This window comes from Winogradskyella sp. UBA3174 (genome assembly GCF_002364335.1).
Taxonomy (GTDB): domain Bacteria; phylum Bacteroidota; class Bacteroidia; order Flavobacteriales; family Flavobacteriaceae; genus Winogradskyella.
Map to the genome: position 1 here is coordinate 17,473 of NZ_DEXW01000043.1, position 14,598 is coordinate 32,070.

Genomic DNA, 14,598 nt, shown 5'->3' on the forward strand with positions numbered 1-14,598 from the left:
GTTATTTATAATTTATAAAAAAAGAAATACTGAAAAGTGTTTCTTTTTTTTGCCTAAAATAAAAATTATGGAATTATTTGGAATCACAGCAACAGAGTATATTGGTTACTTAGCGTCATTAATGGTACTGATATCATTTACAATGAAGGATGTAAAAAAATTAAGACTTGTTAATATGACGGGATGTGTTTTGTTTATTACGTATGGTTTTTTAATGCCTACACTTCGCATAGGTTTACCAATAATTATAGCGAATGCAGCTATCTTTATAGTTAATATTTATTATTTGACTAAAAAGAAGAAATAAAAATTATGCTTTGATTAAATGATAACTGAATTTATTATTTTAAGCTATTGAAAATTATTATTTCATTCTAATGTTAGAAAACTTAAAGAAAATTATTTTTAAGGGCAGCCGTATTCATCCGCTATTAGTTGTTTTAGCATCAGGCTTATATCCACTTTTATATTACTATGATAAAAATTATGCGATTATAAATTCAAAACCACAATTCCTCTTTTTTGTGTTTTGCTATATAATTTTACCTATAGTTTTTTATTGTATCATCTTATTTGTTTGCATCAGTTTTAAATCATTACATAAGTTTAAAGGCTTAGTGCTCCCAATATGTAATAGTATTAGCTTTTTTTTACTCATCGTAATTACACTCTATGGTTTTGATACTATAAAAATTATAATTGCCCTTTTTTTAGGTTTGGTATTAGGAAAGTTGCTAGCGACTCACATTAATAAATTAGTTGTGTTTCAGTTTATTTTGGCTTGTCTAGTATTACCTAAGCTTATGCCAGATTTATACAGAGAATTGGTTTATTCTAAAGAATGGGCTATTCAACCTGATGATATTGACGTAGTTAAATTTAAGCAAAAACCCAATGTTTATGTTATTCAACCAGATGGCTATACCAATTTTTCTGATTTAAGTAATTCAATTTATAATTTCGACAATAGTGCATTTGAAACATTTCTAGCTAATGAAGGTTTTACTGCTTATCGTGATTACAGAAGTAACTATTCATCAACATTGAGTTCTAATAGCTCAATGTTTAATATGAAGCACCATTACTACGGTAATAAAACTTTAGGAATTAATCCTTCTCACAATAGTAGAGATGAGATTGTAAGTAGTAATCCGGCTTTAAGAGTATTTAAAAATAATGGTTATAAGACATTTCTTATGTTACAAGTGCCTTATTTACTAGCCAATAGACCAGCTATAGATTTTGACTACTGTAATATATCAATAGACGAAGTTTCTTATATTTCTAGAGGATTTAGTTTGCAAAAAGATTTATTAAAAGACACCAAAACAGCTATAACGACTAATAAAACAACTCATAATTTTTTCTTTATAGAGTCAATGCTTCCAAGTCATATTGTAACACATTATGATTCTTCAACCACTGTAGAAGACGAGAGAACACTTTATTTAAATAGAATTAAAGCTGCCAATACTTGGTTAAAGGAACTTGTAGAATTTATAACAAAGGAAGATCCTAATGGACTTGTAATTATTGCCGCTGACCACGGAGGTTATGTAGGTCTCGATTTTATGAAGCAAAACCAAACGAAACAAACCGATCCGTTACTTGTGAAATCGATGTTTTCTTCAGTTTTAGCAATCAAATGGACAAATGAAAAACACGAATATTTTGATAAGGATTTAAAGACGTCTGTAAATCTATTTAGAGTATTGTTTTCGTATCTAAGCGATGATAAAACATACTTAAAAAACCAACAGGAGGATAAGAGTTATCTTATCATTAGAAAAGGCGCACCAACTGGTGTTTATGAATTTATTAACGAGAATGATGAGACTGTATTTAAAGACTTAGAGCCTAAAGAATAGATGTATAAGATCTATTATTTTCGATGATGTCTCTTAAGTAAAAGTCACTCTTTTTTACAGTAGCGTCTAAGAAAGTTATATATTTACAAAAAAATTATAATGCATTTTCTTTATTTCGATCCAGGTTTAGGAGCCATGATAATACAGGCAATAATAGCAGCTGTTGCTGGCTTTATATTATTTTCTAAAAATGTTATGTATAAAATTAAGTTACTTCTAGGACTAGCCAAAGAAGATAAAGATGATGTTTTTGATGATATTGAGATTAAAGATTCTGATGTAGAAAACAAAAACTAAAGTGCAATCCAAAAACGCTCACTCTTCCTCTTTTAGAGATCCTTCAGGTTATATTTTTACAGATAACAATACCATTAAAAGGGTTATAAACCCTATATATTTTAAGCAATACAAAGCTTTAATGTCTTCTGGTTTTTTTGATAGCCTCATTAAAAATAAATTATTAATCAGTCATACTGAAGTTTCTAATACAGATGATGAAATAATTATTGAGCCAGAACAAATTTCATTTATAACGTATCCTTACGAGTGGAGTTTTAATATGTATAAAGAGGCTGCTTTGCTAACGTTAAAGATTCAGAAGTACTCTTTAGAACATGGGTTTTCATTAAAAGACGCTTCAGCATTTAATGTGACGTTTTATAAAGGTAAAGCTGTATTTATAGATACGCTATCTTTTGATTTTTATACAGAAAATTCACCTTGGAGAGCTTATAAACAATTTATAACACATTTTTTTGGCCCATTACTCTTAGCAAGCTATCATGGCTCGCAACAGCTAAAATTGTTGAGTAACTTTATAGATGGTATCCCAGTAAAAATGGTGAGCTCTATGTTGCCTTCTAAAACAAAATTAAGTCCATTGTTATATACCAATATTCACCTTTTGGCAAAATTAGAGGACAAGCATAATGAAGATTATGAGGGTAAAACAAAGACGGCTACCTTATCTAAAAAAGGACAACTAAATATTATTATGAGTCTTTATGACTATATAAAAAAGTTAGAGTTAAAAGAGACCTCAGAATGGGGAAATTATTATAATAAAACCAATTATACAGATTCAGCTTTTAAGACAAAAGCAACTGTTATTAATAATTGGATATCCGAAATAAAACCTTCTAACTTAATTGATATAGGCGGAAATGATGGCACATTTGTTAGGCAAATTAATTATCCGTATACCGAATCTTTAGTTTGTGATATAGATAATAATGCTGTTGATTTTAATTACAAAACAATTAAACGAAATAAAGAGGATAGAATGCTTCCTTTTGTTTTAGACGTTTTAAATCCATCTGCAGCTATAGGGTTAAATAGTAAGGAACGCTCATCTTTTTTAGAACGTATGGCGTCTTATTCTCCTGATGTTACTTTAGCTTTAGCAGTGATACATCACATGTCATTATCAGGTAATGTACCATTTAAAGAATCAGCTAAATTTTTTGCATCTTTTTCTAAATACCTAATCATAGAATTTCCAAAGCGAAATGACTCTTGGGTGCAACGCCTTTTAAAGTCTAAAGCCGATTTTGAAGATTACTTTGGTTTCTATACTATTGAGAATTTCGAAAGTGCATATAGCGAGCTATTTGTTGTAAAGGAAAAAATACATATCGAAGATTCGGATCGAGTTATGTACTTATTGGAAACTAAAAATTAGAAGACTGAAAGAATCGAACAAATCATATTTAAATAGTCAATATGGTTTAGCTATTACAGCAGCTTTATCAGCAGGTTTATACCCATTAATTTACTTATACACATCTAATCATACATTAATTGCATCTTGGGGTCAGTTACTTTACATAACTCTGCTATTTATTGTTTTGCCTGTAATTGTGTTTTTTGTTTTCTCAATGCTATCTAAGCAGGTATCTATTTTAAAAATATATAATTCTCAGATTTTATTGTTTTTAAACTTTTCTGTATTTACTGGTTTATTAGTTTATAGCGGTTACGGTTTGAAAAAGAAAATGTTACTATTAACTTTTTTTATCGCATTTGTTTTAGGCTTTTTGCTTTTTAAGTATTTAAAAAAAATTATAAAATTTCAATTTTTATTAGCTATTGTTGGCTTCATTTTTCTTATACCTATACTATTAAAATATACCTCATATAATAACGATTGGCAAAAGCAACCAGACGCTATAGAAGCTGTGAAACTTAAAAATAGACCAAACATTTATGTTATTCAGCCAGATGGTTATGTTGGGTTATCCGAAATAGGAGGAGATAATTATAGAAAGGAAAACAAAATTTTTAATTCATTTTTATTAGAAAATAACTTTAAACTTTATCCTAATTATAGGAGTAACTATTATTCGACATTAAGCTCTAATAGTTCTATGTTTATGATGAAGCATCACTATTACAATCGAAGAGCAGAGGTTGGTTCAGAACTTTTATTTGCAAGAGATGTTATTATATCAGATAATTCTGTTCTGTCAATTCTTAAAAAGAATAAGTACTCAACATCTTTAATTTTAGAGAATTCTTATTTACTTACGAGCAGACCTAAAATGGGATTTGATTTTAGTAATATAGATTATAATAATTTACCAGTAGTTTCAAGAGGTTTTGAATTTAAAAAAGATGTTCTTAAAGACTTACAATCTGCATTAAAAAAGAATAAAGAAGGTCCTCATTTTTACTTTATAGAAAGAATTCTTCCAGGTCATATTACTACTCAAAAATCGTCTTCAGGAGGTAAGCAGTTAGAGCGTTCAAAATATATGGAGCGTTTAGATGAAGCGAATATTTGGTTAACGGAAACGGTTAATCTAATTAATAAAAATGATACTAATGCATTAATTATTATTGTGGCAGATCACGGTGGTTTTGTGGGTTATGATTACTCTGGTCAATCGCACGAAAAACCAAAAAGTAGAGATAACACATTTTCAATGTTTTCATCGCTCTTAGCTATTAAATGGCCAGAGCATACAGATATAATTGATAAAGATATAAAGTCTAGTGTTAATTTATTTAGAACTATTTTTTCTGTTTTAAGTGAAGATAAATCGCTTCTAATAAATGCTCAAAGTAATGCAAGTTACTTAACGGTTAACGAAGGTGCTCAATTAGGTATTTATGAGGTGATTGACGAGGATAATAATGCGGTTTTTAAACCGTTTATAACAGATTAATTTATTCAACAGAAACATCTATCTGCTATAAGTTTTATTATAACCGTTAGTTGTTTTATATTTCACAGGTTATTTATTAAAGCGATTCAATGCTATTCAATTCTATAGATTTTGCAGTTTTTCTTCCTATTGTATTTATACTATACTGGTTCGTATTTAAAACCTTAAGATCTCAAAATGTTTTATTAATAGTTGCTAGTTATGTATTCTATGCTTGGTGGGATTGGCGCTTTTTAGGATTAATAGTTGCTAGTACATTAATAGATTATTGTATCGGCCTGGCTATTGATAAAGAAGAAAGAAAGACCTCGAAAAAATTACTGCTCACTTTAAGTGTTTCGCTCAATCTAGGTATTCTTGGTTTTTTTAAATACTACAACTTCTTTATTGATAATTTTAACGAAGCGTTTATGCTCTTTGGAAGAGTATTAGATCTTAATTATCTTAATATTATTTTACCAGTTGGGATAAGTTTCTACACATTTCAAACTATGAGTTACTCTATTGATATTTATAGAGAAAAAATAAAACCCACAACCAATCTCATTGCATTTGCTTCATTCGTTTGTTTCTTTCCGCAGTTGGTGGCAGGCCCAATAGAACGTGCTTCTAGTTTTTTACCTCAGGTACAAAAGCGACGTATTTTTGATTATTCAAAAGCAACAGACGGACTAAAACAGATACTTTGGGGATTATTCAAAAAAATGGTAATTGCAGATAACTGCGCAGTTTTTGTCAATGATATTTTCGAAAATTATGGAACCTATTCTGGAAGTACTTTGGTTTTTGGAGCCTTTTTATTTACCATTCAGATTTATTGCGACTTTTCCGGTTACTCAGATATCGCTATTGGTGTGTCTAGATTGTTTGGTTTTAATTTGAAGAAAAACTTTGCTTTCCCCTATTTCTCAAGAAACATTGCAGAATTCTGGAGACGTTGGCACATTTCGTTAACCACATGGTTTAAAGATTATTTTTATATTCCTATTGGTGGCAGTAGAGGTAGTAAATGGATACAATTAAGAAATACATTTGCCATATTTTTGGTAATAGGGCTTTGGCATGGTGCACACTGGAAATTTGTAGTCTATGGCTTTATAAACGCACTTCATTTTGTGCCTTATATCATACGAGGAAAAAATACCAAGTATACCACGTTAATAGCTAATAATAGATATTTACCTAATGCAAAAGAATTTTTTGGTATGTTTCATACCTTCTTGTTTTTAGTGTTTGCTAGAATATTTTTCAGGGCAGATTCTTTAACAATAGCTATTGACTATCTTAATACTATATTTTCGTCATCCTTGTTTACACTGCCCAGATTTCCGAATATGTCTGAGGCTTTAGTACTACTTATTCTTATTGCATCATTTTTTATAGTTGAATGGTTTGGTAGAGACAAAGAACATGCGTTAGAACAATTATTTTCTAAATCGAAGCGATTGTATCGAGTAGCATTTTATTACGCTATTGTAGTTTTAATATTCTACTTTAATGGTGAAGAACAACAATTTATTTATTTTCAATTCTAGGTATGAAAAAGTTTATAACACAAACAATTGCTTTCCTAGTACCACTACTAATTATTGTTGCTGTATTAGAAGCCACAATAAGACATATTCCTAATGATTATAGGTTCAAAAACACACAGATTCAATTAGATAAGGAATCTATTAAGACGATAATCTTAGGCAGTTCTCACAGTATGTATGGCTTTAACCCAGATTATTTTTCAGATAAGGCTTATAATTTGGGTCATGTGTCACAAACTATAGATTTAGATTATTATTTGCTCAAAAAGTATATTGAAGAATTACCACAATTAGAAACGGTCGTTTTGCGTTTGTCTTATACGACTCTACACGAGCAAATTGAAACAGGTTTAGAATCATGGAGATTAAAGGATTACAATCTTTATTACGATTTACATATTTCTAATAAATTGAAATATAAAAGTGAAGTACTAAGTGTTAAATTGAAGAATAACGTTGCTAGAATTAAAGACTATTACTTAGATAATACTAATATGATTACAGTAGAAAACACGGGTTGGGCTAGTTTTGACGAGCCTCATGCCAATAAATCTATTGATGTTTTAGGACCAATAGCTGCGAAAAGACATACAGCAGATGATGATGCATTAGTAATTGAAAATATTAATCATCTAGAAAATATAGTTAAGTTGTGTAACGAAAAAGGCATTGCTTTACTCTTAATTACATTGCCAGCACACCAAAGTTATGTAGCTCATTTAGATCAGTACCAACTAGAATTGGTCATCAGTTCAGGTGAGAAAATGAAATCTAAATACGATAATTGCATCTATTTAAATTTGTTAGAAGATCCAAATTTTAATGATGCAGACTTTTATGATGCAGATCACCCTAACGCTAACGGAGCAAAGAAATTAAGTATTTTAGTTGATGATTTAATTTCTAAACCTTTGAATTGATTTAAAAAAAATCAAAATTTGTACCTTCACACTATAGAACCAATTAAAAGTTATAATTATTTTTAAGATTCAGCCATATCAGAACAATCATAAGTCCCTTTGGGATGATTTTGTAAAGAAAAGTAATCAAGACACTTTTCTTTTTCAACGTGACTTTATGGACTATCACAGCGATAGATTTCGCGATTTTTCATTGATGGTTTATAAGAAAGAAAAGCTTGTAGCAGTAATGCCTATAAATAGAAATGGTGAGTTGGCATACACACACCAAGGTTTAACTTATGGTGGATTGGTGTGTGCAAAAGATCTAAAAACAATTGATGCTATTAGTGCATTCAGTAGTATTTTAAAGTACTTAAATAAGCAAAGTATCGCTAGCTTAACTATTAAAGAATTACCACATATTTATCTTTATAATCAGGTCAATAATCCGTTAAACTATCTATTGTTTAAATGTAATGCGGATTTGAAAAGAGTGGATATGCATTCGGTTTTAGATTTAAAGCACAAAAAATACTCTAGTAGCCGAAAAGAAGGCTTTAAAAGAGGTGCGAAGCACAATTTAAAAGTTAAAGAATCTAATGAATTTGATGTATTTTGGAATACCATTCTTATTCCGAATCTGCTAGGTAAACACAATGTTAAGCCTGTTCACAGTCTTGAAGAGATTACACTTTTAAAGTCAATATTCCCGCAACATATCAGACAATTTAATGTGTTTTATAATAATGAAATTGTTGGTGGTACTACAATATTTGAAACTGATAACGTTGCGCATTGTCAGTATATATCTGGTAACGCTGATAAAAATGAATTAGGAAGTTTAGATTTTTTACATCATTTTCTTATTGAAAACGTATTTAAAAATAAATCGTATTTTGATTTTGGAACGTCTAATATTAAAGAAGGAGAGCATATTAACGAAGGGTTACAATTTTGGAAAGAAGGGTTTGGTGCACGCTCTATAACCCAAGGGTTTTACGAAGTGCCAACACTAAATTATAAATTAATGGAAGATATATTGGTATGATTAAATTTTTAGATCTACATAAAATCAATCAACGCTTTCATACCGAATTTGAAGCAGCTTTTAAGCAATCTTTAAAGGAGTCTCATTATATATTAGGTAAAAACGTTACCAAGTTTGAGAATGCTTTTGCTAATTATTGTGGTACGCAATACTGTATTGGTACAGCCAACGGATTAGATGCATTAACCCTTATTTTAAAGGGATACATTCATTTAGGGAAATTAGAAAAAGGTGATAAAGTTATTGTGCCAGCAAATACGTTTATTGCTACAGTGCTTTCAGTTATTCATGCAGGTTTGGAGCCTGTTTTTATTGAGCCTAATTCACAGACTTATAATTTGTCATTAGAGAATATAAAACAACATTACACCTCAAAGATTAAGGTGGTTATAATGGTGCATTTGTATGGGCAAATAGCAGATGTGGAAAATATTTCTGAGTTTGCTAGGCAAAATAATCTATTACTTATTGAAGATGCAGCACAAGCACATGGTGCAGAATCAGTTACTGGTAGAACTGGTAATTTATCTAATGCCGCAGCATTTAGTTTCTATCCAAGTAAAAACTTAGGTGCGCTTGGTGATGGTGGAGCGGTTACAACAAATGATAGTACTTTAAATGATGCTATTAGGCTTTTAAGAAACTATGGAAGTAAAGAAAAATACAATAACCAGATTGTTGGTTTTAATAGCCGATTAGATGAAATCCAAGCGTCTTTTTTAAATATAAAACTATCCACTTTAGATTCAGATAACCAAAGGCGCAGACATATTGCAAAAACGTATTTAGACAGTATAATAAATCATAAAATACAATTGCCAAATTATAATGGTTCTAAGAATCATGTTTTTTATGCCTTTGTTGTAGAAGTAGATGATCGCGCTGATTTTAGTAAATATTTAGATAATAATGCAGTAGAGTGGTTAATACATTATCCAATCCCACCACACAAGCAAAGAGCCTTAGTATCATTTTCTCACTTAAATCTTCCAATTACAGAGAAGATTCATAAAAGAATTATAAGTTTGCCAATCAGTCCAGTAATGTCTAATGAAGATGTTCAGAATGTTATACAAGTTTTAAATAAGTATTAATTGAAACGTTTAATTCATTATATAAATACCGAAGTTTTAGTAAAGGCAGCACGTCTTAATACTGCTAATATTACGATTAAAATTATTACAGGTATACTTATTTCTAAGTTTATTGCGGTTTATATTGGGCCTTATGGTATGGCACTAATTGGGAATTTACGAAACTTTATGAGTGCTATACAATCTTTAGCTATAGCAGGTTTGTATAAAGGTGTTGTAAAGTTTATTAGCCAATGTAAAAATGATGCTTTAGAGCTTTCAAAAACTTTATCTACAGTCTTTTATTCAGGTTTTTTTTCATCTCTGATTTTGGCATTTCTCTGCTATTACAATGCAGAGTTTATTAATGATTTAATTTTTTCATCTAATTACAACTACACCTACATTATAAAAGTTTTGGCTATCGTGTTACCGTTTTATGCGTTAAACATGTTTATTTTTTCTATAATGAATGGCTTTTCTAAGCATAAAATTCTACTGATTATAAATATTATAGGCCAGGTTTTAGGGTTGCTGGTGACATTAGTACTCATAAAACAAGAAAATATTGATGGAGCATTAATAGCTATAGTAATAACACCAGCTTTAACCTTATTAATTACTATAGTTGGTATTTTGTATAGAAAGAACTTAGTCTCATTTATAAAAATATCTAATGTTAGCTTTTCTATTTTAAATAAATTAAGTCCTTACATGATTATGGCGTTAGTATCTTCTATTGCCTTACCAATTGTAACGATAATAATTAGAAATTATATCATTGATGAAATAGGAATTAAAGAAGCTGGTTATTGGGAAGCTATAAACCGTGTTTCAAACTATTATTTAATGTTTATTAATTCGTTATTAGCACTTTATATTTTACCTCGTTTTACTCAAATTAACACCAAAAAAGCATTTAGAAAAGAAGTCTTTGGTTTTTATAAAACGATAATGCCTCTGTTTGCAACTTTATTGTTAATTATTTATTTAACAAGATCATTGTTAGTACCGTTTTTATTTACCGAAGAGTTTACACCTGTAGAAGATTTATTTGGATATCAAATTCTTGGAGACTTCATTAGGGTATTGTCTATGGTGATTGCGTATCAGTTTTTAGCCAAGAAAATGTTTAGTCATTTTATTATACTAGAGATATTCTTGTTTGTAATTATGTATTTATCGAGCATTTATTTAATTGATATTTTTGGGCTAAAAGGAGCCGTTATGGGACATTGTATCAGCTATTTAATGTATTTCAGTATAATATTGTTAATCTTTGGAAGTTCTTTATTTGGTGTGCTAGGTGAAGAAACCACAGACGACTAATAAACCCTAATACGTGAAGCTTCCAAAATTTCTAAGTGGCAATATTGTACTAAAGATTACATCGCTTAATGCAGCTGTGATTAGTGTAAGACTTGTCGTTTCGTTTTTTGTACAAAAACTATTAGCTGCGATGGTCGGTGATGCTGGCTATGCTTTAGTAGGGCAGATACGAAACCTTACCGCTATGTTAACCAGTACGTCTACTTTAGGCGTTTTTAATGGAGCGGTCAAATATGTTTCTGAGTTTAGAGATAACAAAAGTGAACTTCAGAAAATATTTTCTACTATATCAGTATTCATTTTAATAGGAAGCTTCATTTCTGGTGCTATATTATACTTTTTTGCAGAACCACTATCTGTTAGTTTATTTAAGGATGAATCTTATGATTATGTTTTAAAAATATTAGCGCTCATTATTCCTTTTATTGCTGTAAACCGAGTTTTTAGCGGAGTCATTAATGGTTTGTCGGATTATAAAAGTTATGCAAAAGTTGAGTTGGTATCTTACCTATTAAGTACTGCAATTTTACTTTATGGATTATTCAATTTTAATTTAGATGGTGTATTGGTCGCCCTTGCTATTGCACCATTAATACAACTTATTATTTTATTAGTTGTTTTTGGTAAAAGACTTGTTCTATATGTACAACCTTCAAAACTAAAATTCTCTTTAATTTATAAAAATCAGTTGTTGGCATTTACGATAATGTCTTTTGTCTCTACTTTCTTACTTAATTATATTGAAATTGAACTAAGAAATCTCATCTCTAATGAAATTAGTTTAGGAGAAGCAGGAAACTGGACAGCCGTTATGTTTATTTCAAAAAATTATATGGTATTTGCCTCAGGACTATTTTCTTTATATGTGATACCAAAATTTGCAAGTATCCACAATAAAAAGGATTTTAAAACTGAAGTATTAAATATCTATAAAACAATTTTACCAATATTTGCATTGGGAATGTTAGTTGTTTATTTAGTTAGAAATTATATTATTCAATTTGTATATCCTGAATTCACAGGTATGGAGCCTCTGTTTAAATGGCAACTATTAGGAGATTTTATAAGACTATTAGCTTTGGTTTTAGCACATCAATTTTTGGCAAAACGTTTAGTAAAGAGTTTTGTAATAACTGAGATTATTTCTTTGGTTTTATTTTTTGTGCTTTCTCAGGTATTTATTCAATATTATGGGACAGAAGGTGTTGTAATAGCTCATTTTGTGCGCTACATTATTTACTTCATTATTGTTGTTTTTGTGGTTAGAGCATATTACAGTAATACAGATGATAGTAAAGCTTAGTCTAAGCGTTTACTTTCCAAGTTTCAAGATACTTTTTAGCACTTTTAATATAGTTGTGATGCGTGTCTATAAAGTCTTTGGCATTGCGAGAAATCTCAGTCACTTTATCTGGGTTCAAAATAAGCCACTCTAATTTTTTGGCGATTGTACTAGCATCTGGTAACGCATTTATCGCAACCGTATCTTCCTTTACATTATAATAGTCTAACCACTCTTTTTCTGCGCCAGTAAATACAACCTTCCCTTTTGCCATAGCTTCTAAGGCATTATAGCCTTGGTCATATGCATAAACCTGGTCCAGCAAAATATGAGCTCTATTATACGAGGTAATATAGTCTTTATAAGGCAAGCTTCTTATGGTTAATATTTCAACTTTATCTTCAAATTTCAATCTAATGATATCTAGAGCTTGTTCAAAAATATCATTTCCTTTCTTGTAATAATTGGTTGAATTAATACCATGAAAGATTATGATTTTACCGTTAACTTTTAACTCCTCAAATTCTAATTTAGTAGTGTTTATAGGGTTAGGAATTAAACCTAAATATTTAGGGTGATCTAGTAAAGGCATCTGATAATCTATATCAGATGCAATGACTCCTTTAATTGTCTTAAAAACATAATGATGAAGTGCTTCAAAATCTTTTTGCAAGTATTTTAAACCATAAGCACTCAGAAAAGTTTTGTCTTTTCCTTCTAGATAAGGTGTTAATATGGAATATCTAAATTCACCTTCAAAAGCATGTTTTATGCTAATATGATCTGTGCCACAGGACAGTAAGAATGTATCTTTATTCCAATTAGAAATCATTTCAAAAATATCTTTTTCAATAGTTGCGGTACAACCAAAAGGTGCTTCGTTTATAAACTGAACGATGTCAAAATTGCTGATTTTTGATTTAAAATTAATAATCTGCTTTTTGGAATGGAGTGACTCTAAATCAACTCCGCTTACTTTGTAAAGTAAATTTTTAAAATGCTTTAAAAAGCCACTACGATATTTCTTTGTTATAAGATAGTCAACGTCATAATTTTTAAAGCCATCCGCATTAGCAACAATTTTCACCTCATGGCTTAATTGTTCTAATCCTTCTTTCAAAGAATTATGCAACCTACTATATTCGCCAACCAATAAAATTTTCATTAGTTAATTTTTATTGTTTTATTCTGAGACATAGAACATCTTAATAATACTTCCAATAAGTGATAATATTTCAAATATAGATGTTTCATTTATATCGTTACATTTGCTTCAAAGATACTAGTTAATGACAAAAGCCAATAAAAAAAAGATTTGTATTGTTGCGTCTTCCTTAGGTAAAGGTGGTGCAGAGAAATCTTCGGCATTATTGTCTATCATCTTAAGTGATTTAGGTTACGAGATTTTTATAGTCACAGTTTTAGATCATATAGATTACGATTATAAAGGCAGCTTGTTTAACCTTGGTGAAATAAAGAAAAAAAATGACACCATATTTGGTAGATTTAATAGACTATTAATCTTTAAAAAATTCTTAAAAACAAACAATATAGACCTTGTTATTGACGGAAGAACACGCATACAAGCTTATAAAGAAATTATTATAAGTCAACTGGTTTATAAAGTACCAGTCATTTATGTGATTCATAATTATAATAGAGAGAAAGCATTTACAGCCTTTAGTTGGTTGAATAAAACGCTGTATAAAAATAAACCGATGATTGCTGTTTCTAAAGAAGCTGAAGCCAAGTTTAAGGACTTATATCAACTTAATAATACCAGAACTATTTATAATGCATTCGATTTTGATGCTATTGCAGTTAAAGCAAATGAACCTATAGATTTTGAAACTGAAAATTATGTTATCTTTTATGGAAGATTAGATGATGATCACAAAAATTTGAAACTTCTTTTTGAAGCTTATAAACTGTCAGATCTTCCAAAACATGATGTTAAGTTATTAATCTTAGGAAATGGACCAGACGAGGCGCAGTTAAAATTATATGCAAAAGAATTAGAGCTTTTAGATGTAATTGTATTTGAGGGATTTCAGAAAAACCCATATCCATACGTAAAGCATAGTTTGTTTATGGTTTTAACGAGTAGATTTGAAGGTTTTCCAATGGTAATACCAGAGGCATTATCACTAAGTATTCCTGTTGTTTCTGTAAATTGCAAGTCTGGTCCTAGCGAAGTTATTGTAAATGAACATAATGGATTATTAGTAGAAAACCATAAGCCTATAATTTTTGCAGAAGCCATGAATACAATTTATAATGATAAAGAATTATATCTAAAGTGTAAGCAGAATGCTAAAGCTAGTGTAGAACAATTTTCTAAACATAGAATTGCTGAACAATGGCAATCTTTATTAAAATGATAATACGATTTTT

Annotated in this window: 13 protein-coding genes; 12 read left to right on the plus strand and 1 reads right to left on the minus strand. The window is 29.7% G+C overall.

What is annotated here, in order from left to right; all coding sequences use genetic code 11:
• Positions 1-67: 67 nt before the first annotated feature.
• The 11 genes from B2U95_RS07110 to B2U95_RS07160 all read left to right on the plus strand — a co-directional run bounded on the left by B2U95_RS07110 (position 68) and on the right by B2U95_RS07160 (position 12,225).
• Positions 68-307, plus strand: a complete 240-nt coding sequence (locus tag B2U95_RS07110) for a uroporphyrinogen decarboxylase (RefSeq protein WP_296314198.1) — start codon at positions 68-70, stop codon at positions 305-307.
• Between the two features lie 70 nt (positions 308-377).
• Complete coding sequence (locus B2U95_RS07115; protein ID WP_296314200.1) at positions 378-1,868, plus strand: hypothetical protein; 1,491 nt, start codon at positions 378-380, stop codon at positions 1,866-1,868.
• A gap of 99 nt (positions 1,869-1,967) precedes the next feature.
• Positions 1,968-2,165: a hypothetical protein gene (locus B2U95_RS07120; RefSeq protein ID WP_296314201.1), complete on the plus strand. Its 198-nt coding sequence runs from the start codon at positions 1,968-1,970 to the stop codon at positions 2,163-2,165.
• Between the two features lies 1 nt (position 2,166).
• Entirely contained in the window at positions 2,167-3,549 is a 1,383-nt protein-coding gene (locus B2U95_RS07125) for a class I SAM-dependent methyltransferase (RefSeq protein ID WP_296314204.1), read from the plus strand.
• A gap of 313 nt (positions 3,550-3,862) precedes the next feature.
• Positions 3,863-5,035 carry a sulfatase-like hydrolase/transferase gene (locus B2U95_RS07130; protein ID WP_296314206.1) on the plus strand — a complete coding sequence of 391 codons (1,173 nt, stop codon included), beginning with the start codon at positions 3,863-3,865 and terminating at the stop codon, positions 5,033-5,035.
• Between the two features lie 89 nt (positions 5,036-5,124).
• Positions 5,125-6,570, plus strand: a complete 1,446-nt coding sequence (locus B2U95_RS07135; protein ID WP_296314210.1) for an MBOAT family O-acyltransferase — start codon at positions 5,125-5,127, stop codon at positions 6,568-6,570.
• 2 nt (positions 6,571-6,572) lie between these two features.
• Positions 6,573-7,490, plus strand: a complete 918-nt coding sequence (locus B2U95_RS07140; RefSeq protein ID WP_296314213.1) for a hypothetical protein — start codon at positions 6,573-6,575, stop codon at positions 7,488-7,490.
• A 157-nt stretch (positions 7,491-7,647) separates the two neighbouring features.
• Positions 7,648-8,520 carry a GNAT family N-acetyltransferase gene (locus B2U95_RS07145; RefSeq protein ID WP_296314215.1) on the plus strand — a complete coding sequence of 291 codons (873 nt, stop codon included), beginning with the start codon at positions 7,648-7,650 and terminating at the stop codon, positions 8,518-8,520.
• Positions 8,517-9,614: a DegT/DnrJ/EryC1/StrS family aminotransferase gene (locus B2U95_RS07150; RefSeq protein ID WP_296314217.1), complete on the plus strand. Its 1,098-nt coding sequence runs from the start codon at positions 8,517-8,519 to the stop codon at positions 9,612-9,614. Before B2U95_RS07145 ends, B2U95_RS07150 begins: the two co-directional genes overlap by 4 nt.
• Positions 9,615-10,922, plus strand: coding sequence for an O-antigen translocase (locus B2U95_RS07155; protein ID WP_296314220.1), 1,308 nt, complete (start codon positions 9,615-9,617; stop codon positions 10,920-10,922). It abuts the gene before it with no gap.
• 13 nt (positions 10,923-10,935) lie between these two features.
• Entirely contained in the window at positions 10,936-12,225 is a 1,290-nt protein-coding gene (locus tag B2U95_RS07160; protein WP_296314222.1) for an O-antigen translocase, read from the plus strand.
• Position 12,226: 1 nt separating this feature from the next.
• On the opposite strand, the gene B2U95_RS07165 is transcribed toward B2U95_RS07160, so the two are convergent.
• Entirely contained in the window at positions 12,227-13,369 is a 1,143-nt protein-coding gene (locus B2U95_RS07165) for a glycosyltransferase family protein (RefSeq protein ID WP_296314225.1), read from the minus strand.
• A gap of 124 nt (positions 13,370-13,493) precedes the next feature.
• Here B2U95_RS07165 and B2U95_RS07170 point away from each other — a divergent pair, with 124 nt between their 5' ends.
• Positions 13,494-14,585 (plus strand): glycosyltransferase, encoded by a 1,092-nt coding sequence (locus tag B2U95_RS07170; RefSeq protein WP_296314228.1) that lies wholly within the window; start codon positions 13,494-13,496, stop codon positions 14,583-14,585.
• Positions 14,586-14,598: the final 13 nt, after the last annotated feature.

What these genes read in the sequence shown, in the direction of transcription:
- B2U95_RS07115 (WP_296314200.1), top strand. Translation starts at nt 378, where the DNA reads ATGTTAGAAAACTTAAAGAAAATTATTTTTAAGGGCAGCCGTATTCAT.
- B2U95_RS07120 (WP_296314201.1), top strand. Translation starts at nt 1,968, where the DNA reads ATGCATTTTCTTTATTTCGATCCAGGTTTAGGAGCCATGATAATACAG.
- B2U95_RS07110 (WP_296314198.1), top strand. Translation starts at nt 68, where the DNA reads ATGGAATTATTTGGAATCACAGCAACAGAGTATATTGGTTACTTAGCG.
- B2U95_RS07170 (WP_296314228.1), top strand. Translation starts at nt 13,494, where the DNA reads ATGACAAAAGCCAATAAAAAAAAGATTTGTATTGTTGCGTCTTCCTTA.
- B2U95_RS07165 (WP_296314225.1), bottom strand. Translation starts at nt 13,369, where the DNA reads ATGAAAATTTTATTGGTTGGCGAATATAGTAGGTTGCATAATTCTTTG.
- B2U95_RS07140 (WP_296314213.1), top strand. Translation starts at nt 6,573, where the DNA reads ATGAAAAAGTTTATAACACAAACAATTGCTTTCCTAGTACCACTACTA.
- B2U95_RS07135 (WP_296314210.1), top strand. Translation starts at nt 5,125, where the DNA reads ATGCTATTCAATTCTATAGATTTTGCAGTTTTTCTTCCTATTGTATTT.
- B2U95_RS07130 (WP_296314206.1), top strand. Translation starts at nt 3,863, where the DNA reads ATGTTACTATTAACTTTTTTTATCGCATTTGTTTTAGGCTTTTTGCTT.
- B2U95_RS07150 (WP_296314217.1), top strand. Translation starts at nt 8,517, where the DNA reads ATGATTAAATTTTTAGATCTACATAAAATCAATCAACGCTTTCATACC.
- B2U95_RS07145 (WP_296314215.1), top strand. Translation starts at nt 7,648, where the DNA reads ATGGACTATCACAGCGATAGATTTCGCGATTTTTCATTGATGGTTTAT.